Annotated in this window: 27 protein-coding genes; 25 read left to right on the plus strand and 2 right to left on the minus strand. The window is 62.2% G+C overall.

Annotated features, from left to right (window positions below):
• Nucleotides 1-240: 240 nt before the first annotated feature.
• Nucleotides 241-1,284 (minus strand): phage portal protein, encoded by a 1,044-nt coding sequence (locus KW824_RS05245; protein WP_218409157.1) that lies wholly within the window; start codon nucleotides 1,282-1,284, stop codon nucleotides 241-243.
• Nucleotides 1,281-3,047, minus strand: coding sequence for a terminase ATPase subunit family protein (locus KW824_RS05250; RefSeq protein WP_218409158.1), 1,767 nt, complete (start codon nucleotides 3,045-3,047; stop codon nucleotides 1,281-1,283). Before KW824_RS05250 ends, KW824_RS05245 begins: the two co-directional genes overlap by 4 nt.
• Nucleotides 3,048-3,196: 149 nt before the next feature.
• Between KW824_RS05250 and KW824_RS05255 the strand changes: the two genes are divergently transcribed.
• The 25 genes from KW824_RS05255 to KW824_RS05375 all read left to right on the plus strand — a co-directional run bounded on the left by KW824_RS05255 (nucleotide 3,197) and on the right by KW824_RS05375 (nucleotide 18,919).
• Nucleotides 3,197-4,021 (plus strand): GPO family capsid scaffolding protein, encoded by an 825-nt coding sequence (locus tag KW824_RS05255; RefSeq protein ID WP_218409159.1) that lies wholly within the window; start codon nucleotides 3,197-3,199, stop codon nucleotides 4,019-4,021.
• Nucleotides 4,022-4,033: 12 nt separating this feature from the next.
• A complete protein-coding gene (locus tag KW824_RS05260; RefSeq protein WP_218409160.1) occupies nucleotides 4,034-5,065 on the plus strand; it encodes a phage major capsid protein, P2 family in 1,032 nt (343 codons plus the stop codon).
• A 9-nt stretch (nucleotides 5,066-5,074) separates the two neighbouring features.
• Nucleotides 5,075-5,755, plus strand: coding sequence for a phage terminase small subunit (gene gpM / locus KW824_RS05265; protein ID WP_218409161.1), 681 nt, complete (start codon nucleotides 5,075-5,077; stop codon nucleotides 5,753-5,755).
• Nucleotides 5,756-5,852: 97 nt separating this feature from the next.
• Entirely contained in the window at nucleotides 5,853-6,323 is a 471-nt protein-coding gene (locus tag KW824_RS05270) for a head completion/stabilization protein (RefSeq protein WP_218409162.1), read from the plus strand.
• On the plus strand, nucleotides 6,323-6,526 hold the full coding sequence (locus KW824_RS05275; RefSeq protein WP_218409163.1) for a tail protein X: 204 nt from the start codon (nucleotides 6,323-6,325) through the stop codon (nucleotides 6,524-6,526). Before KW824_RS05270 ends, KW824_RS05275 begins: the two co-directional genes overlap by 1 nt.
• A gap of 2 nt (nucleotides 6,527-6,528) precedes the next feature.
• Nucleotides 6,529-6,759, plus strand: a complete 231-nt coding sequence (locus KW824_RS05280; protein WP_218409164.1) for a TraR/DksA C4-type zinc finger protein — start codon at nucleotides 6,529-6,531, stop codon at nucleotides 6,757-6,759.
• Between the two features lie 9 nt (nucleotides 6,760-6,768).
• Nucleotides 6,769-7,131: a putative holin gene (locus KW824_RS05285; RefSeq protein ID WP_041214915.1), complete on the plus strand. Its 363-nt coding sequence runs from the start codon at nucleotides 6,769-6,771 to the stop codon at nucleotides 7,129-7,131.
• Nucleotide 7,132: 1 nt separating this feature from the next.
• Nucleotides 7,133-7,393: a hypothetical protein gene (locus KW824_RS05290; protein ID WP_218409165.1), complete on the plus strand. Its 261-nt coding sequence runs from the start codon at nucleotides 7,133-7,135 to the stop codon at nucleotides 7,391-7,393.
• Nucleotide 7,394: 1 nt separating this feature from the next.
• Nucleotides 7,395-7,703 (plus strand): phage holin family protein, encoded by a 309-nt coding sequence (locus tag KW824_RS05295; RefSeq protein ID WP_218409166.1) that lies wholly within the window; start codon nucleotides 7,395-7,397, stop codon nucleotides 7,701-7,703.
• A complete protein-coding gene (locus KW824_RS05300; protein WP_218409167.1) occupies nucleotides 7,700-8,524 on the plus strand; it encodes an N-acetylmuramidase family protein in 825 nt (274 codons plus the stop codon). Before KW824_RS05295 ends, KW824_RS05300 begins: the two co-directional genes overlap by 4 nt.
• Before the next feature lie 144 nt (nucleotides 8,525-8,668).
• Nucleotides 8,669-9,136 carry an Rz-like lysis system protein LysB gene (gene lysB / locus KW824_RS05305; protein ID WP_256351284.1) on the plus strand — a complete coding sequence of 156 codons (468 nt, stop codon included), beginning with the start codon at nucleotides 8,669-8,671 and terminating at the stop codon, nucleotides 9,134-9,136.
• A complete protein-coding gene (lysC, locus tag KW824_RS05310) occupies nucleotides 9,030-9,272 on the plus strand; it encodes an Rz1-like lysis system protein LysC (protein ID WP_256351285.1) in 243 nt (80 codons plus the stop codon). Before lysB ends, lysC begins: the two co-directional genes overlap by 107 nt.
• Nucleotides 9,247-9,717, plus strand: a complete 471-nt coding sequence (locus KW824_RS05315; protein ID WP_123246919.1) for a phage tail protein — start codon at nucleotides 9,247-9,249, stop codon at nucleotides 9,715-9,717. The genes lysC and KW824_RS05315 overlap by 26 nt, the downstream gene beginning before the upstream one ends.
• The gene (locus KW824_RS05320; RefSeq protein ID WP_218409169.1) at nucleotides 9,699-10,151 is read left to right on the plus strand and encodes a phage virion morphogenesis protein; all 453 of its coding nucleotides are present in this window, start codon (nucleotides 9,699-9,701) and stop codon (nucleotides 10,149-10,151) included. Before KW824_RS05315 ends, KW824_RS05320 begins: the two co-directional genes overlap by 19 nt.
• Nucleotides 10,152-10,270: 119 nt before the next feature.
• Nucleotides 10,271-11,221, plus strand: coding sequence for a hypothetical protein (locus KW824_RS05325; RefSeq protein WP_218409170.1), 951 nt, complete (start codon nucleotides 10,271-10,273; stop codon nucleotides 11,219-11,221).
• 154 nt (nucleotides 11,222-11,375) lie between these two features.
• A complete protein-coding gene (locus KW824_RS05330) occupies nucleotides 11,376-11,948 on the plus strand; it encodes a phage baseplate assembly protein V (RefSeq protein WP_218409171.1) in 573 nt (190 codons plus the stop codon).
• Nucleotides 11,945-12,316, plus strand: a complete 372-nt coding sequence (locus tag KW824_RS05335; RefSeq protein WP_214005424.1) for a GPW/gp25 family protein — start codon at nucleotides 11,945-11,947, stop codon at nucleotides 12,314-12,316. Before KW824_RS05330 ends, KW824_RS05335 begins: the two co-directional genes overlap by 4 nt.
• Before the next feature lie 5 nt (nucleotides 12,317-12,321).
• Entirely contained in the window at nucleotides 12,322-13,194 is an 873-nt protein-coding gene (locus tag KW824_RS05340; RefSeq protein WP_371316609.1) for a baseplate J/gp47 family protein, read from the plus strand.
• 10 nt (nucleotides 13,195-13,204) lie between these two features.
• On the plus strand, nucleotides 13,205-13,606 hold the full coding sequence (locus KW824_RS05345) for a hypothetical protein (protein WP_025327464.1): 402 nt from the start codon (nucleotides 13,205-13,207) through the stop codon (nucleotides 13,604-13,606).
• Complete coding sequence (locus KW824_RS05350; RefSeq protein WP_218409173.1) at nucleotides 13,606-15,021, plus strand: phage tail protein I; 1,416 nt, start codon at nucleotides 13,606-13,608, stop codon at nucleotides 15,019-15,021. Before KW824_RS05345 ends, KW824_RS05350 begins: the two co-directional genes overlap by 1 nt.
• A 1-nt stretch (nucleotide 15,022) precedes the next feature.
• Complete coding sequence (locus tag KW824_RS05355) at nucleotides 15,023-16,231, plus strand: phage tail protein (protein WP_256351286.1); 1,209 nt, start codon at nucleotides 15,023-15,025, stop codon at nucleotides 16,229-16,231.
• A gap of 9 nt (nucleotides 16,232-16,240) precedes the next feature.
• Entirely contained in the window at nucleotides 16,241-16,654 is a 414-nt protein-coding gene (locus tag KW824_RS05360; protein WP_218409174.1) for a tail fiber assembly protein, read from the plus strand.
• 199 nt (nucleotides 16,655-16,853) lie between these two features.
• Complete coding sequence (locus KW824_RS05365; protein ID WP_218409604.1) at nucleotides 16,854-18,026, plus strand: phage tail sheath protein; 1,173 nt, start codon at nucleotides 16,854-16,856, stop codon at nucleotides 18,024-18,026.
• Nucleotides 18,027-18,035: 9 nt separating this feature from the next.
• Nucleotides 18,036-18,554: a phage major tail tube protein gene (locus tag KW824_RS05370; protein WP_104452361.1), complete on the plus strand. Its 519-nt coding sequence runs from the start codon at nucleotides 18,036-18,038 to the stop codon at nucleotides 18,552-18,554.
• Nucleotides 18,555-18,634: 80 nt separating this feature from the next.
• Entirely contained in the window at nucleotides 18,635-18,919 is a 285-nt protein-coding gene (locus KW824_RS05375) for a phage tail assembly protein (protein ID WP_039214151.1), read from the plus strand.
• The last annotated feature ends 7 nt before the right edge of the window (nucleotides 18,920-18,926 follow it).

Genomic DNA, 18,926 nt, shown 5'->3' on the forward strand with positions numbered 1-18,926 from the left:
CCGCGCGGCCAGTGCTGGCGCGGGGCGCCGCTCCCCTTTCCCAATCGTTCACCTGCATGGAAATCGACACATAAAGCGGGCAGGCGAGGCGGGGTCTTGACTGCGCGCGCCGGGTGCTGAGGGGCCGCCGCCCCGGGGTGTCAGGGCGCTGAACGCCAGGCAAAACAAAGCCCCCTCGGTGAGGGGGCCTCTCTTACGCCGTTTTAGCGACTCATAAGGTCCTTGTAACTGTAGCCTCGCCTATGCCGCCTGCCCTGTCAGATCTGACAGTCGGTAGGGATTGAACCGGATTATCTCCTCCCCCGCCCAGTCATTGAGCGCCAGCAAGCTGGCCTTGATGCTGTCTATCTCGTTGATGTCGAACACCTGGGCGGCCTTGGTCACATCGCCAAAGCCGCCGGTGCTGTTGGGCATGACTCCCATCAACTGGGGCGGTACCCGGTGGCTGGCCAGCTGGTCATCCCGGCTCACGTTCTTGATGCTGAGGAAATCATCCTTGGCGGCCACCTCGGCCACCGGGATCAGCTTGACCCCGTCCTTGCTGCCGCCCGGGGTGTAGAGCAAGAGGTTGCGGAAGTTGCCGGGGCCCTTGCTCTGGCGCAGGGCTTCTTTAAGGTCCTTGATGTCCTGCTCATTCTGCGTTGGGTCTGTGATGTGCATGATGAAGCCCGCGTGGCTGCCGTTCTCGTAGTAGCGGCGGCGGAACAGGGTGGCCGACTCGTTGAGCAGGGTGGAGTTGAGCCCGCCGACATAGTCGGGGATGCCGTAGATCTCCTGGTTGATGTCGGCCTCCATCACGTGGCCCACCCGGCCAGTGGGCAGGGCCTGCTCCTGGCCGGGCTGGGCAATCCACCAATACTGGTTGAGATCCAGCGCGCGCCGGGTGTACTTGGCGCGCAGGTGGTCATAGCGCAGCACCCCGCCGAGTCGGTTCTGCACCGCCTGCAGGTAGCCGTTGCCGAAGATGAGGTAGTCCAGCACCAGGCCGGTGAAGGCGGCCAAGCTCAATTTAGGATGCGGGATGAAGCAGGAGCGCAGGATGTTGCGCTTTACCTGGATGGCAGAGGCGTGATGCACCCCAGCCCGATAGACCCGGGACAGCCCATTGAGGGAGAGGGGCGGCTCGTACCAGCGGCCGTTGTGCATGGCCTCCAGGTAGTCGAACACTTCCCGTTGCGATAAGACGGGCACCGGCTCGCCAAAACTGAACGCCTCGATGGCCGCGCCGGGTTTCTGGGTCGCCGTCACCGGCGGGGTATGGCGCTGTGGGCGGCGCTTTCTCATGAGAAAATCTCCATCATGCTGGTATTGGCACCGGTGGCACCTGCCAGCGGCTCATGTAACAGGGCTTGCATGGTTGCCCAGGCAATGTCGGCGTGGCTGGTTTCGTCGGAGCGGCTCGCCTCGAAGGTCGGCAGCTTGCCGCCCGCGGTCACGGCGCGGCGGATGCTCATGAAGGCCTGGGCCAGATCGGTCATCCCGCTGTCGAATTCCAGCCGCCCCTTGTTCATCACATCCTGGGCCTTCATCACCATCTGGATTTTCACGCTCGGGTTGTACTGGATGGGGGTCACTGCCGGGTAGAACTGCTTCACCAACTGGTAAACCCCCTCCCCGATCCCGGTGGTGTCGATGCCGATATAGCCGACGTTGTAGCGCTCGCACATGGCCTTGATGGCCCGCGCCTGGGCGTCGAAATCCATCCCGCTCCAGCGGTGGCGCTCCAGCACCCGGAACTTGCCGCCCGGTACCGCCGGCGGGGCCAGCACGGCGCAGCCTGCGCTATCGCCCTGCCCGCCCTTGGCCGGGTCATAGCCGATCCACACCGAGCGGTTGCCCAGGGGGCGCAGGGCAAAGGGCTTGTAGTCGTCCCACAGCTCCCAACTGTCGACCATGCAGCGCTGCAGGGTGGCGAGCGGGAAGACGCTGGAGGTGTCGTCCATGAATTCGCACATCAGCAGGTTGCGGAAACGCTCCTCGGAATACTCACTGTGCAGTTGGGCCATGTCGAACAGGTCGCAGCCGCCACGCACCGCATCTTCCACCGTGACGATCTGGCGCCATTGACCATCGCCACCAAGCTTGCCGCCCATCAGGTGGGCGTGGCTCAAGTCAAATTTGATCTGGTCGGCCTTGGGCCTGCCCTTGTTGAACTCCTCACCCGACCAGAATTTGTATGCCGGATGGGAGAGGCTGGAGGGGGTGGAGAAGTAGGTCTGACGCCACTTTTTGTGCATCGCCATCCCGCTGGCCACGTTGCGAAAATCCGCAAAGCCATGGATCCAGAAGTATTCGTCCATGTAGATGTTGCCATGGTAGCCCTGCGCGGTGCGGGCGTTGGTGCCGAGGAAGTAGAGGTGCGCCCCGTTCGGCAGCACCATGGGGTCGCCCTTGAGCTCCACCCCTTCTGCGTTGGCAAACTGGATGATGTACTGCTTGAAGATGTGGGCCTGTGATTTGCTGGCCGACAGGAAAATCTGGTTGCGCCCGGTGACCAGGGCGTCGATGAAGGCCTCGAAGGCAAAGAAGTAGGTCGCCCCGATTTGACGCGATTTGAGCAGGTTGCGCCGCCGATACTGCTTGCCCGCCTCATACCAGACCCGCTGGTAATCGAACATGGTGGACTCGAAGCGCTCGATCAGCCGCTCCTGCTGTTCGGGCTCCACCACGTTGCGCTCGGGGGCTTTCTTCGGCCCCCTGTTGCGGTTCGCCACCTTGGGGTTGAGGTCGGCCTCGTTGCCGCCCTTGCTGTATTTGTTGACCCGGGCGATGCGCTCCAACTGCCTGCCCAGCAGGTCAATCTCCTTGAAATCGCCGCCGGTTTTCACCTCCTTGGCGATCAGCTGGCACATCCGCGCCTCGATGGCGAAGTCGACCCGGTCAATGGGTTTGATGTCATCCCAACCGTCGCGGGATTTCCAGGTGCCGACCGTCCCCTCGGGGGTCGCCAGCAGCTCCGCAATGGCTCGGATCTTGTACCCCTGAAAGTACAGGTGCATGGCCTGCCTGCGGGGTTCGATATGGGGGAAGAGTAAGGGTGCTGTCATGGCGCCAGTCTACCCAGCCGCTACTGCTCCAAACGCCCCCGCGCCAATGTGCCAGCGCCGCACACACTGGCCGCCGATTGCACGATCCCGCCGCTCACCCAGACCATAACCGCGACATCACCACCCAATCACCAAAGGGATCCCAGCCCATGGCAAAGTCCAAATTTTTCCGTGTTGCCGTAGAAGGGGGCACAACCGATGGCCGCGCCATCACCCGCGAATGGCTTGAGCAGATGGCTCAGCGCTACAACCAGTCCACCTACGGCGCCCGGGTCAATATGGAGCACATCCGGGGCATTGACCCCAACGGCCTGTTCAAGATGTACGGCGACATCACCGCCGCCAAGACCGAAGAGGTCACCATCGAAGGCGAGCAGCGCCTGGCCCTGTTCGTGCAGATTGACCCGACCCCGGAGCTGGTCGAGTTGAACAAGAAGCGCCAGAAGGTGTTCACCTCGGTCGAGATCCACCCCAACCTGAACGAAAAGGGCGCCTACCTGATGGGGCTGGCGATCACCGACTCCCCCGCCAGCCTGGGGACCGACATGCTCCAGTTCTGCGCAGGTGCAGGTGACAAGTCGCCGTTGGCCTCTCGCAAGCAGCACAAGGAGTGCTTGTTCACCGAAGCGCTGGAAACCGTCATCGAATTCGAAAGTGAACAGGAGAAAGGCCCCTCCCTGGCCGAGCGCATCACCGCGCTGTTCTCCAGCCACAAGAAGCAATCCACCGCCGATCTCAGCGACGTGCACCAGGCCGTAGAGACGGTGGCGAAAGAGGTCACCAGCCTCGATGCCGGCATGCAGAAGAAGTTCACCGAGCAGGCCCAGACCATCACCGAGCTGACCAGCAAGCTGGATATCACCGCCAAGGCGCTGGCCGACCTCACTGCCAACCTGGAAGGCCAGGAAGATTTCAACCAGCAACGCCCGCCCGCCACCGGTGGCGATAGCGCCTCCATTCAAACCGACTGCTAAGGACCATGCCCAATGCGTAACGAAACCCGCCAGAAGTTCAACGAGTTCACCGGCCAGGTGGCCAAACTCAACGCCATCACCAGCGCCATGGTGCAGTTCAACGTGCAGCCGACCGTCCAGCAGACCCTGGAAACCAAAATGCAGGAGTCGGTCGCCTTCCTCGGCATGATCAACGTCATCCCTGTCGATGAAATGAAAGGCCAAAAGGTCGGTATCGGCATCACCAGCACCATCGCCGGTCGCACCAACACCGACACCAAAGACCGCCAGCCCAACAGCCCGCACGGTCTCTACGACCAGAGCTACGAATGCGCCCAGACCAACTTCGATACCCAGATCGGCTACGGCCAAATCGACGCCTGGGCCAAGTTCCCCGACTTCCAGACCCGTGTCCGTGACGCCATCCTCACCCGTCAGGGGCTGGACCGCATCATGATCGGCTGGCATGGCACCACCGCCGAACCCGACACCGATCGCAACGCCCATCCCCTGCTGCAAGACGTCAACATCGGCTGGCTGCAACACATCCGCACTGACGCCCCGGCCCAGGTCATGAGCGAAGGCACCGAGGGCAGCGGCAAGATCTACGTCGATGCCAACGACGGCGATTATAAAAACATCGACGCCCTGGTATACGACGTTGTGAACGAGCTGATCAAACCCTGGTATCAGGACGATACCGACCTGGTGGTCATCTGTGGCCGCAAGATGCTCTCCGACAAATACTTCCCCATCATCAACGACGCGGGCGACAACCAAAACAAACTGGCTGGTCAGGTGCTGGTGAGCCAGAAGCAGATCGGCGGCCTCAAGGCCGTGCGCGTCCCCTTCTTCCCCGAAGACAAGCTGCTCATCACCAAGCTCAGCAACCTCTCCATCTACTGGCAGACCGGCGCCCGCCGTCGTTACATCGAAGACGAGCCCAAGCGCAACCGTATCGTCAACTACGAAAGCACCAACGACGCTTACGTGGTCGAGGACTACGACTGCGCCGCCCTGGTCGAAAACATCGTCATCGGGCCGAACCCGGCCCCTGGCGAGTAAGGGGGTGGCATGACTCCCGCCCGCCGCCACCGCGAAAGAGCACTGGCCGCCCTGCAAGGGGCGGCCAATCCCCAATTCGACCAGGCCCGCGCCAACGCCTACGAGCTGCAGCTGATGCAGTTGGCCGAACACCGCCGCACCCTCAAGGGCATCCAGAGCATCGAGCGCAAGATCGATGCCAAGCGCACCATGCTGGGCGTCTACAAGCCGTGGATTGATGGCCTGCTGGCCGCCGACCGGGGCGGACAAGATGACGTCCTCGTCACCGTCATGCTCTGGACCCTCGACACCGGCGATCTCGAAGGGGCCTTCAACATGGCTGATTACGTGATCCGCCACGGCCTCAGCACCCCGGACCGCTACGAGCGCACCGCCGCCACCCTGCTCGCCGAAGAGGTGGCCGACACCGGCATCAAGCTGCAAGAGGCAGGCGCGGGCCCCAGTTATGGCCTGCTGTGCGCTTACCTCGAGCTGCTGACCCACTCCGACATCTTCGACCAGGTGCGCGCCAAGCTGCACAAGGCCGTGGGCCGCGCAGCACTGGCCGAAGGGTTCAAGGAGCAGGCCGCCCAGCACTACCGCCGCGCCATCGAACTGCACGACAAGGTGGGCATCAAGAAAGAGCTCGAAGTGCTCGAGCGCGAACTGAAAAAAGAACAGCAGCCCGACGCCACCGGCGGCGGCAGCTAACCGAGCGAACCCCGCACCCTGGGCGGCTCGGGCCTGACGAATGCGTTGCGCATACCAGACGGCCCGACCACCGCCCAACAAGCGGAAAAGGAGCACCATGAGCACCGGATTCATTGCCAATGCCCCCACGTCGCCAGCCGAAGGGGAGATAGACTCCAGCCCCTTCTGGCCGGTGATCTCACTGCCTGACCTGCGCGACACCGTCCGGCTCGATGGCACCGTCACCACGGCCCGCCTCAAGCATGCCGTGATCGACGCCATCACCAGCGTCAACCGGGATCTGGCTGACTGGCGCCGCGCCCGTGAGGCAGAAGGGGTCGCCACCCTGGCCGCCGTACCGGGCGAGGTCATCAATGGCGAATCGGCGTACCTGCACAGCTACCGGCGCGCCGTCTATGCCATGACCCGCGCCAACCTGCTGGAGCGTTACACCGACTACAGCGCCACCGGTGATGGCGTCAAAGGGGCCGATGCCAAAATCATCAGCTCTGACGACCTCTACCGCGACGCCCGCTTTGCCATTCGCGATATCCTCGGTACCACCCACATCACCGTGGCGCTCATCTGATGGAGCTGCGCAGCCAACAGGGTGACACCCTCGACCTCATCCTGTTCCGGCACTACGGCTACACCGCAGGCATCACCGAGCAAGTGCTCAACCTCAACCCCGGTTTGGCCGCGCTCGGCCCCATCCTCCCGACCGGAACCCTCATCACAATGCCAGCGGCCCCCACCCAGGCCGAGCAGCCGCTGATCCAGCTATGGGAATGACCATGAGCCGCCTCGACGACGAACTCGAACGACTAGCCGACATCAGCGAGCAGCAACTCGCTACCCGCATCCACGCCGCCCGTATCAGTGGCACCGGCCCGCACTACTGCATCGACTGCGACAACACCATCCCGCAGGCGCGCCGTGAAGCGATCCGGGGCTGCGAACGCTGCGCCGAGTGCCAGACCATCCACGAATTTCAAACCGCTCGCCACTACGGCGGCAAACGATAGGAGAGCACGATGCCAGAACCCATTTCATCCAGTGCAGCAACCAGCACCCTGAGCGCCTTGGCGTTGCTGTCCCTCTTCCCGGGCGTAGACCCCGGCGTCCTGCTCGGTGCATTCGCCGGGGCGCTGGTGTTCATCGCCACCACGGCCGAGCTGGGCAACCTGCGCAAAGCGGGGCTGTTCGTTGCCGCCTTCGTGGCGGGGGCACTGGCGGCGCCGCTGGTTGCCGCCATGCTGGCCAGCGTGCTGCCACTCAGCGTCGAGGTCCCCAGGGCCGTCGGCGCAATGCTGGCCTCGGCGTTGGCCGTCCACCTGTTGCAGTGGATCCTGCGCAAAACGCCGGAAGACCTGCTCAAACTCCGCAAAGGGGGCTGACATGAACCAACTGAAAAGACTCGCAATTTATCTGGTCGGGTTGGTCGAAGAACTCATCAAAGAATCCATCAAAACAGGTCTGATGATTGTTTTTGCCTGCCTGGGGTTCATGACCGTGGAGTTTGTCAGCCAAAAACCACTGGACCTTGTTGCGACGTCAGTAAATGTGGCTGCTGCCACCGCCCTGCTGGGGCTGCTGCTGGCAATCATCACCACCATTAAATGGGCATGGCGCAAGCGCCAAGCCCTCAACGGGGGCTGACATGCTGACCATCCTCTACGCCATGATCTGTGCCGCCATCGCGCTGCGTATCGCCACCTTCAACCGCAACGGGGGCGACTATCGCCCCCTCCCTGCCGTGCTGGCCTGGGCCATCACCGTGGCCGCCGGGTCCGTGCCGCTGCGCGCCCTGATCGGGGCACTGCCCGCTCCTGACCCCGCCGCCGTCATGCTGGCCTCTGTCGTACTCACAGCACTGATCGGCTCTCGCGGATCCGTCATGCGCCTGCTGCCACGACGGCGCCAGCAACCGACTACCGCCAGCCATCTGAACGGGAGGTTTCAACCATGAGCCTGAAAAAAGGGGATACGGGCGCCGCCGTCGCCGATTTGCAGCGTCGCCTGACCAAAGCCGGTTATCCGCTCGATCCGGATGGCTGGTTTGGCGATGCCACAGAGCGCGCCCTGCTCGCCTTTCAGCGGGACTACATGATCACCGCCATCGGCCAGGCAGGCCCCCGCACCCTGGCCGCCCTGCTCGGCAGCGAGCGGGGCAACCAGTTGCGCATCAGTGACATGCAGGCTGGCGCCGACCTGCTGGGCCTGCCGCTGGCCACCATGGCCACCGTCGCCCAGGTCGAGAGCATTGGTGAAGGCTTCACCCAAGACCAGCGCCCGGTGGTGCTGTTCGAGCGGCATGTGTTCTACAAGCAGCTCACCCAGCACCTGGGCAAGGCCGCCGCCGACCAGATGGCGGCCCGTTACCCCAACCTGGTCAACCCCAAGCGCGGCGGCTATGCCGGTGGAGCGGCCGAGTGGGAGCGGCTACAACTCGCCATCAGCCTGCACCGGGATGCCGCCATCGAGTCGGCCAGTTGGGGAATGTTCCAGATCATGGGCTTCCACTGGCAGGCGCTGGGCTTTGCCTCGGCCAGCGACTGGCAGACCGCCATGCAGCGCAGCGAAGTGGACCACCTCACCGCCCTGTGCCGCTTCATCCAGCAAGATCCCGCCATGCACAAGGCCCTGCAGGGTCGCAAGTGGGCTGACTTTGCCCGCCGCTACAACGGCCCGGCCTACAAGGACAACGACTACGACACCAAGCTCGCCAAGGCATACAGCCACTTTGCCAAGGTCTACCCGGTGAAGGAGGTGGCGGATGCCTCGGCCTAAGTGCGGTCACTTGGTAGGGAAAACCTGCACCAAGCTGGATGCGAAGTGTCTGGAATTGCGCTGGCTTGGTGGCTGCATGGTCTGCCCGTTCAGAGGATGTACCCAGAATAAGCCGCAGCCCACCCCACCACCGAGGAAACCGTAATGGCATTTCTGCGCTCCCCCCTCACCTGGTTGCTGCTGGCGCTGACCATCGCCTTGGCTGGCTGGGGCTGGTCTGCTCGCTCAGCGGCGACCTCCAAGGGCCACGTCACCACCCTACAAAGCGACCTCAAGGCCGCCAACGACAAGGCCGTCGAGGCCGAGCGGCGGGAAAAGACCAAAGACGGGGCCATCGATACCCTCAGCAGAGAGCTGGACGCCCAGGCAAGCGCCGCCGCCACGCTGCAACGCCAGCTTGGCGATCTGACCATCACGGCCGCCACCAGGGCCGACACCATCAAGAGGCTCAAACGTGAAAATGCCGAACTCAAGGAGTGGGCTGATCGCCCTCTGCCTGATCCTGTTGTCAGGTTGCTCCAGCGCCCCGCCCTCACCGGCGCCGCAGATTATCAGGCTCACCTGTCCGGCCCCGGCGCCCTGCCAACTGCCGGCAGCCAGCCCGGTCAATAACGGCGACCTCATGGATCAACTGACCCAGACCGAGGCCGCCTGGGCCACCTGCGCCGCCCAGGTCGATAGCCTCATCGCCTGCCAGCAACGCCACCAGAACGGGAGGGAACATGGAAAAGCCAAAACAGATCCGTGAGGTACTGACCCGCTGTGTGCCCCACCTCAAGACCAACCCGGACAAGCTGCACATCTTCATCGCCCCGGGCAATGTGGAAAGCACCGGCGCCCGCTCGCTCTCGTTCGAGTGGCAATACCCCCTCACCATCGGCATCGAGGACTTTGCCGGCCACCCGGACCAGATCATGGTGCCGCTGCTGGCCTGGCTGCGCCAACACCAGCCCGAGCTGATGACCAACGACGAGCAGCGCAAGGAAGGCATCACCTTCGAGGCGGAATACCTTGCCAACGACCTGATGGACCTCATCATCACCGTCAAGCTGACCGAGCGGGTCAGGGTGTGGCAAAACGAACAGGGGATAGGCTGGGAGCACCTGCCAGAGCCACCAGAAGACCCCTATGACGGCATCACCTGGGAACTCTTTATCAACGGGGAGCATCAGCCATGGCCGCCGACGACCTGAGCCGCCTGACCCACTGGGCCGATGGCCTGCTGGCCAGTATGGAACCCGCCGCCCGCCGTCAGTTGGCGGGCGAGATGGCCCGCACATTGCGCGCCAGCCAGGCCCTGCGGATCCGGGCCAACGTCCAGCCCGATGGCAGCCCCATGGCCCCGCGCAAGCCCCAGCCCAAGCTGAAGCAAGGCCGGGGGCGCCTTCGCCGCAAGATGTTCTTCAAGATCAGCAACCCCACCTGGCTCAAGGCCCGCGCCAGTGAACAACAGGCCGTGGTGGAGTTTGTCGGCACCGCCAACCGGCTCGCCACCATTCACCAATACGGCCTCAAAGACCGCATCAAGGGCCGCGAGATCCACTATCCGGCGCGAGAGCTGCTGGGCATCACCAACCAGGAGGTGGAAAAGTTGGAGGAGTTGTTGTTGGCCCATTTGGCTAAATGAGGGGGGAGGAACGAAAATCAACGATGAAAAGTATTTGTCTTAGATAAATTTCTGTGTCAAAACAACCTGAGACATTTAAATATCCATGAACACTGTGATATAGAATATTGTTTGATGTTATGGATATAAAAGCAACAAACTATGTGGGGGAGTGCATGATAACAATAATGTTTGGCGCAGGTGCTAGCTATGATTCTGGACGAACGATTCCATACAACCCTCCACTTGGAAAAGATTTATTTGAACGACTAGTTTCATTAAAAGGTGCTTTTTATAACCTCTCTGATGAAACCAAGAAGGTTTTTATAGATGATGGTTTTGAAGCTGGAATGGCAAAAATACCAAACGACAGCAGGCAAATAAATCCATTACAAAGAGAAATAGCAATATACCTATCAAAATTCCAACCAACACCAAATAACGCATACACTAGACTATTTAAAAAATTGCGTCTAGCTATGGAAAACATAAGCATTGTCACTCTCAACTATGACATTCTTATTGAGCAGTCATTAAGCTTGAATGGGTTCCAATCTGATTACAAAGGCTCTGGAGATTATGGCGTAACGCTGTTAAAGCCACATGGCTCTTCAAACTTCCTTCCTTCATACCCACATAACAATATCTTTAAAAACATTGTGGCAATTGACTGCGATGTCTTTATGGAAGGCCTCGAGATTGATATCGCAATAAACTCCCATGATGTTATAAAGTGGTGCGGCAGTCTAGATAATGAAGATTTAAGCCCGGTTTTATGTATGTATGAAAAAGGAAAAAGAGCATTTATAAACCCCAGCATAATAGCTGAGAGTCAACATAAATATAATGAACTTGTGTTGGAGTCAGACTTGATAATATTAGCTGGAATAAAATACATTGAACATGACCATCATATTTGGGGAGTGTTAGAAAAAAACAGCTCCCCCTTGCTTATTGTCGACCCATACCCACAAGACACTATTGATTGGGCCAATCGCGTTGGTAAAAAAGATGTTCAAGTAATTCAATCTGGCTTTAATGATGCAGTATGGAAAATTGTAAAAGTTATAAAAAAACACCTCTACAGTTAGTTTTCGCATTCATAGGGAAGATTTACTTCCTTAAATTAGAAAAGCTAACCTCTATAATTTTGCTATAAAACCTAAACGAGCATGGCCATTGTGTAACGCCGTTACACACTGGCCGCCCCTCGCCTTACTCGCCATTGCCCAAAACAATGGCCCCATGCAACCGACCCCGACTGAACTCCAACGCCTGATCGACAACCTGATCCGCATCGGCACCGTCACCGCCGTGCGATCAGGGGAATGTCGCGTCAAAACCGGCGACCTCATCACCAACTGGCGGCCCTACGCAGCAGCGCGGGCCGGGAAGAACCGCACCCGTAATCGCCTCTCCATCGGCGAGCAGGTGCTGATGCTCTCTGTCAGCGGCGATTTGCGCAATGCCTACATCGTCGGCCCCATCCACTGCGACGCCTTCCCAGAGCCCTTGGAGGACGATGACAACCCGGACCTCGACCGCACCGAATACAGCGACGGCGCCGTCATCGAGTACAACCCGGCCACCGGGGCGCTCAACGCCAGCGGCATCAAGACCGCCACCCTCTCCGCCTCGGTGACCGTCAAGCTCATCACCCCCCTGGTGGAATGCACCCAGGCGCTCAAGGTCGGTTCGACCATCGAGGCGGGCGGCAAGATCACCGCCTCCAGCGCCAAGATTGGCGGCATCGAGGTGACCACCCACAAGCACAGTGGCGTCAGTGCCGGCAGCGGGACTTCCGGGGGCCCGCAATGAACTGGCTCGGCATGAATGCAGCCTCTGGCCGCGCCATCAGCGCCACCGACCACATCATCCAGTCGGTGCGCGACATCCTCATCACCCCGGTGGGATCCCGCGTCATGCGCCGCGACTACGGCAGCGAGCTGTTTTACCTCATCGACCAGCCCCAGCATCAGGCCACTCGCCTGCGCCTGATGGCTGCCACCGTGCAGGCCCTCATCAACTGGGAACCCCGCATCACCATCACCCGGGTCGATGTGCTGGGCGGCGGCATGGATGGTGCCCTCACCGTCGAGCTCACCTGGCAGCGCAAAGACGGCGGCGCGCCAGATTCAAAAACAGAAAGTGCCTCTATCACCATCCCCACAGGAGCCGCCAATTGAGCAACGTGGATTTGACCCAACTCCCACCGCCCTCGGTGGTGGAGCCCCTCGACTTTGAGACCATCCTGGCCGAGCGCAAGGCCACCTTGGTGAGCTACTACCCGGCAGACCAGCAAGCCGCCATCGCCGCCACCCTGGAGCTCGAATCCGAGCCGCTCAACAAGCTGCTGCAAGAGAACGCCTATCGTGAGGTGGTGCTGCGGGCCCGCATCAACGATGCCGCCAAGCAGACCCTGCTCGCCTTTGCCAGCGGCACCACCCTCGACCACCTGGTCGCCGAGTACAACATCGCCCGCCTGCTGGTCACCCCGGGGGATCCGGCGGCCAATCCGCCTGTCGATCCGGTCTATGAATCGGATGACCGTCTGCGCCTGCGCGGCCAGATGGCTTTTGAGGGGCTGACCACTGCCGGGCCAGTCAATGCCTACAAGTTTCACGCCCTGTCAGCCAGCGCCGAGGTGGCGGATGTGGACGTCGACAGCCCCTCGCCGGGTACCGTGCGGGTGACCCTGCTCTCCCCTGCCGGCCAACCCAGTGCCGACACCCTCAATCGGGTCAACCAGGCGCTTTCGGCAGATGATGTGCGCCCCCTGTGCGATCTGGTGGCCGTCGAGCCAGCCCAGATCAAACCCTATGCCGTCGATGCCACCCTCAACGCCACCGGCCTTGGCAAGGAGCAAGCCATTGCGGCGGCCACCGCTGCCATGACCAAGACGGCAGCCGCTTATTACCGGGTCGGGGCCACCGTCCCGCTCTCGGCCATCTATGCCGCCCTGCACCAGCCTGGGATCGACAGCGTCACCCTGCGCGCACCGCTGACAGATGTCACCTGCACGGCGCAGCAGGCCGCCAAACTCACCACCCTCCACCTCGATTAAGGACCAGACCATGGCAAACGCCCTCTATGACAAAGGCCGCGAGAAGTTTCTCACCGGCGCCATCAACGCCAGTGCCGACACCCTCAAGTGCGCGCTGATCAAAGACACCTATGCCCCCACCCTGGGCAGCGACGAGTTTTTCAGCACGCTCTCGTCCCACGTGGTTGGCACCCCGCAGACCCTGACCAGCAAGACGGTCACCGGCGGCGTGCTGGACGCCGCCGACGTCACCTTCAGCGCCGTGCCCACGGCGGCGGTGAAGTATTGCGCCATCTACAAAGACACCGGCAGCGCTGCGACCAGCCCGCTGATCGCCCTGTTCGACACGGCGGCGGGCCTACCGGTCAGCACCAACGGCGGCGACATCATCATCGCCTGGGACAACGGCGCCAATAAGATCTTCAAACTCTGATGGCAACCCTCTATCCCGTCTGGCGCGGGTCACTGACCTATCACGACGGCACCCTGTCATTCGACGGGGCGGCGATCTACCGGGGCACTCTGCAGGGTGACGATGACCCCGCGCCGGTCGCCATTGCCGGGGTCAGGATCGGCCTGTCAGCGGGCGGGATAGCGGCAGGGCCAATCGGCGGCATGGCAGCATTGCAGCGCGCCAGACCCGCCGGAGTCAGTCAGTTTGCAGCAGGCACGGCCAAGCTGACCCATCGCACCGCCCCCGACGCCATCGAGGCGGGTGCCTATGGCACCCCGGATACCACCGCCCGCGCCAGCGTGGCGACGCTGGGCGACCTGCTCGCCATGGGCGCGGCCAAGCTCCACCCCCTCGTCCGCGTGCCAGGGCTCAATGCCGGTGCGCTGGGCATCGCCACGCTCAGGGCCAGGCTTGCGGCTGGCAGCATGCAGCCAGACGCCATTGAGGCGCCGACCATTGGGCAACGCATCGCTCCTGCCGGCTTCGATCTTGGCGCCCTTGGCAGCCACCGCGCCCGAGTGCGCCAGCTCGTCGGCGCCCTGTCTGATGGTCAGAGTGGTGCCCCAAGGCTCAACACCCGACTGGCTCAGGCCGCGACCCCGTTCACGGGCGCAGTGGGGAGCCCCATCGCCAAGTACGCGCGGATCCTCTATCCACTGGCACCGGCAGTACCGCTCCCCGGTCAGCCCGCCATCACCGCCGCGCTGGTCCCGGCCCCGCTGCTGCCTTCGGCACTCTCGCCGATTGCCAGCGCCGCGCGTCTGACCACGCGGGGCTTTGATGGCTGCACGTTCGGCGCGGCCAAGGTGCATCGCCTGCCCCTGCCATTGCCGACCACCCGGGATCTGCTGCCGCCCTCTGCCACCCGGCTCGAGCACCTTGCAGCGGCCACCCTGGCCAGCACAGTGACACCGGAGGTGATCACCACCACCCGCTTTGCTGACACCTGCCCGGCCCCGCTGCTGCCCTGGCTCGCTTGGGCAAGGTCGGTGGATTGGTGGGAGCTGGCCGAGTCAGAAGACCAGCAGCGAGCCCTCATCCGCGCCTCGTTCCGCCTGCATCAGCGCAAGGGTACCCCCTGGGCCATCAAGGAGGCGCTGGCCGTGCTGGGCTTTGGCGACAGCACCATCATCGAGCGCGCCACGGGCCGCCGCTATGACGGCACGCTCGCTTACAACGGCAACGAACCCCACGGGGATCCGTCCCAGTGGGCCGTCTATCGCGTCATCCTCGCCCGCCCGGTCACCACCGTGCAGGCCAACCGCATCCGGCGCCTGCTGGCAGAGATGGCCCCGGCCCGCTGCCATCTGGCGGCCCTCGATTACACCCAGGCGCCCCTGACCTACAACGGCGCCGCAACTTACAACGGCAACTACAACCACGGAGCCTCCTGATATGGCGAATTTACAAGAGGTGGTGAGCTGGGACGCAGGCGTCTATCAGCTCGAAACCAGCGACCCGGTGCTCGGCGGCCCGGGGGGTACTTCCAACAAGCAGGCCCAGGCGCTGGCGAACCGCACCGCCTACCTGAAAAAGCACATGGATGACCTGGAAGGCGGCACCACTGCCGCCGGCAAGGCCAACAAGCTCACCACGGCGCGCACCATCGCCGTGGCTGGGGATGTGACCGGTCAGGCCTCGTTCGATGGCAGCGGTAACATCTCCATCACCGCCACCTATAAAAACTCGGGGGTGGTGGCGGGGACCTATCGCTCCGTCACCGTCGATGCCAAGGGCAACGTCACCGCTGGCAGCAATCCCACCACCTTGTCGGGCTATGGCATCACCGATGCCGTACCCAGCAGCCAGAAGGGGGCCGCCAACGGGGTCGCCACCCTGGACAGCGGCGGCAAGGTGCCGGTCGCCCAGATCCCGGCCACTGCCATCACCGACACCTTTGTCGTCGGTACCCAGGCCGCCATGCTGGCCCTGACCGCTGAAATCGGTGATGTCGCGGTGCGCACCGACCTGAAGAAGAGCTTCATCCTGCGGGTGGCGGGCGCCTCGACCTTGGCCAACTGGCAAGAGCTGCTCACCCCCACCGACGCAGTGCAGTCGGTCGATGGTATGACCGGGGTTGTGGTCATCGCCACCGCCAGCGAAGGGGTGAAAGGCAAGGCGCAGATCGCCACCCAGGCCGAAGTTGACGCGGGGACCGATGACAGCAAGTTTGTGACGGCCTTGAAGCTGATGAACTGGGTCAAGCAAGCCGGGGAGTCCGTGCTCGGCATGTTGAAGGTGGCAACGCAGGCGCAAACGAACGCGGGCGCGGCCGACGATGTGGCTGTCACCCCCAAGAAGCTGCGCGCCGGGTTTGCAGCATCCTTTGCAACCGCCGGGTATCTTGCATTTCCGACATGGATGGGTGGGCTGATCATTCAGTGGGGCAGTATTTTTGTGACTGCAAACTCAACGGCCACCGGTTCATTGCCCATCGCATTCCCAACAGCAGTGTTTCAAGGGGTATGCACCTATGACAGCCCTGTTGGCTCCATCTACCCCACTTCCGCCATGAATTTCCCGTCGTTATCGACCTATCAAATCGGCGTAAAGAGCGCAGCCGGTACCAACTTCATCATGCGATACATCGCCATCGGGTATTAGGAGACCACCATGTACAAATATGATCCTGAGTCCAAAGGGTTCTACCTGACGGCGATTCATGGCGACAACATTCCCCACACCGCGATCACTCTCAGGCCTGGGGACTATGAGAGGCTGGTCAACGGCCAGAGTGACCAGCAAGAGATCGCCATGGTCGATGGCTACCCTGTTTTGCAGGAACGTCCGGCACCGTCAGCGCAACAGATGGCAGAGCTGATGCTGACCCAGCTCGATATCGCCGCTGCCGGAGAGATTGAACGCCTCCGCCCTGCCGTGGATGGCGGCTATGCCAAGGCGGCTGATGTCGAGCTGCTGGCACAATGGCAGCGCTATCGCTACGAGCTGCCGGATGTGCGCGGCCAGCCTGGCTGGCCTGAGCACCCCGCCTGGCCCCCGCGCCCGGGGGATCCCGCCACCGAATAACCCTTGAGTCCGACCACCACCCCGCCCTGTGCGGGGTGTTTCGTGACTGCCGTCATCCGCCACCTTGTCACCGCTTCGCCAGTGTGTAAGGCCCTCACACACTGGCCGCCGCTCGCCTGTCATCCCCAGCCCCTGCATCCTGACCCTGCTCGCATCACATGCAACAAGCTCCGTCCGGACAACAGGAGAACCTATGGCACTGGACCAATTTCACCACGGCGTGCGCGTCGTGGAAGTCAACGAGGGCACGCGCACCATCCGCACCGTCGCCACGGCGGTGATCGGCATCATCTGCACCGGCAGCGATGCGGATGCCGCTTACTTCCCCCTCAACAAACCCGTGCTGATTGCCAACCTGCCGGCGGCCATCGCCAAGGCGGGCAGCACCGGCAACCTCAAACGCTCGCTGCAAACCATCTATGACACCGTCAACACCATCGTCATCGCCGTGCGCGTAGCCGATGGCGCCGACGCCGCCGAGCTGACCAGCAACATCATCGGCACCATCCTGCCGGATGGCAGCTATACCGGCCTCAAGTCGCTGGAGCGGGCCGCCCCGGTCACGGGCGTCAAGCCGCGTATCCTCTGCGTGCCGGACAACTGCACCCTGCCCATCGCCACCGCCTTGGCGGGCGCAACCAAAAAGCTGCGCGCCTTCGCCTATGTGCCGACCATCGCCGACACCGTAGAGGCGGCGCTGGCCTACCGCGATAACTTCTCCAGCCGCGAACTGATGCCGATCCACGGCGACTGGACCGCCTGGGACCCCGCCGCCAATGCCAGCATCAAGCTCGATGCCTGCCTCAAGGCGGCCGCCATGCGGGCATTTATCGACAAGGAGATCGGCTGGCACAAGACCCTGTCGAACGTCGGCGTGACCGGGGTCGACGGCATGACCAAGGCCCTGTTCTGGGATCTGCAAGACCCCGATACCGAGGTCGGCCTGCTCAACGCCAACGAAATCACCGCTCTCATCCGGTCCGATGGTTTCCGGTACTGGGGTAACCGCACCTGTTCCGATGACCCGCTGTTCGCCTTCGAGAACTACACCCGCACCGCCCAGATACTGGCCGACACCATGGCCGAGGCGCACATGTGGGCCAACGACAAGCCGCTCACCCCCACCCTGGTGAAAGACATCATCGAGGGCATCAAGGCCAAGGGCCGCGAACTGGTGGCGGGCGGTTACCTGCTCGGCTTTGACTGCTGGTACAACGAGGAGCTCAACGACAAAGACACCCTCAAGGCCGGCAAGCTGCGCATCGATTACAACTACACCCCGGTGCCGCCGCTCGAAGACCTCGGCTTCATCCAGCGCATCACCGACACCTACCTCATCGACTTCGGCGCCCGCGTCGCGGCCGCCGCATAAGGAGCCACCATGGCACTGCCACGCAAACTCAAACGCCTGAACGTCTTCCTCAATGGCGATAACTGGGTCGGTGAAGCGGAAGATTTCACCCCGGCCAAGCTGTCCCGCAAGTTTGAAGCCTATCGCGGCGGCGGTATGGGGGGTGCCGTCAACATCGACATGGGGCTGGATGACAGCGCCCTCGATGTCTCGTTCACCTTCGGCGGCTACGGCGAACCCCTGCTGAATTGCATGGGTGAGCCCAAAGCCGACGGCACCAGCCTGCGATTTGCCGGATCAGTCCAGCGTGATGACACCGGCGAAGTGGTCGCCGTCGAGATCGTCTGTCGTGGCCGCTTCAAAGAGCTCGACCGCGGCACCCTCAAGGCAGGCGACAACACCCAGGCCAAAGTCAGCATGGTCAACACCTATTACAAAGAGACCATCAACGGCCGGGTGATGCACGAAATTGACCTGATCAACATGGTCGAGATTGGCCCCGACGGCGTCGACCGCATGGCCGAGCACCGCAAAGCCATCGGCCTCTAACCCACCCAACAACCCAACGGGCGGCCCTTACACCAACAGAAAGTGCCGCCCTCACCACATCAACAACAGGAACAAGCACCATGGACCAGAAAGAAATCACCCTCGATACCCCGATCCAGCGCGGCGAGAGCACCCTCAACAGCCTGATCATCCGCAGCCCCAAGAAGGCGGGCCACCTGCGCGGGCTCAACACCATGGACATCGTCCAGATGAACGTCGACACCCTCATCAAACTGCTGCCCCGCATCACCGACCTGACCGAAAAAGAAGTGAACGACATGGACCCGGCTGACCTGCTCAAAGCCGGGGTAGTGGTGGTCGGTTTTTTGATGGGCTCGCAGCAGGAGGCCTACCTCACTGCATAGACGATCT

This window comes from Aeromonas sp. sif0611 (assembly GCF_019218845.1).
GTDB classification, from domain to species: Bacteria; Pseudomonadota; Gammaproteobacteria; order Enterobacterales; family Aeromonadaceae; genus Aeromonas; species Aeromonas media.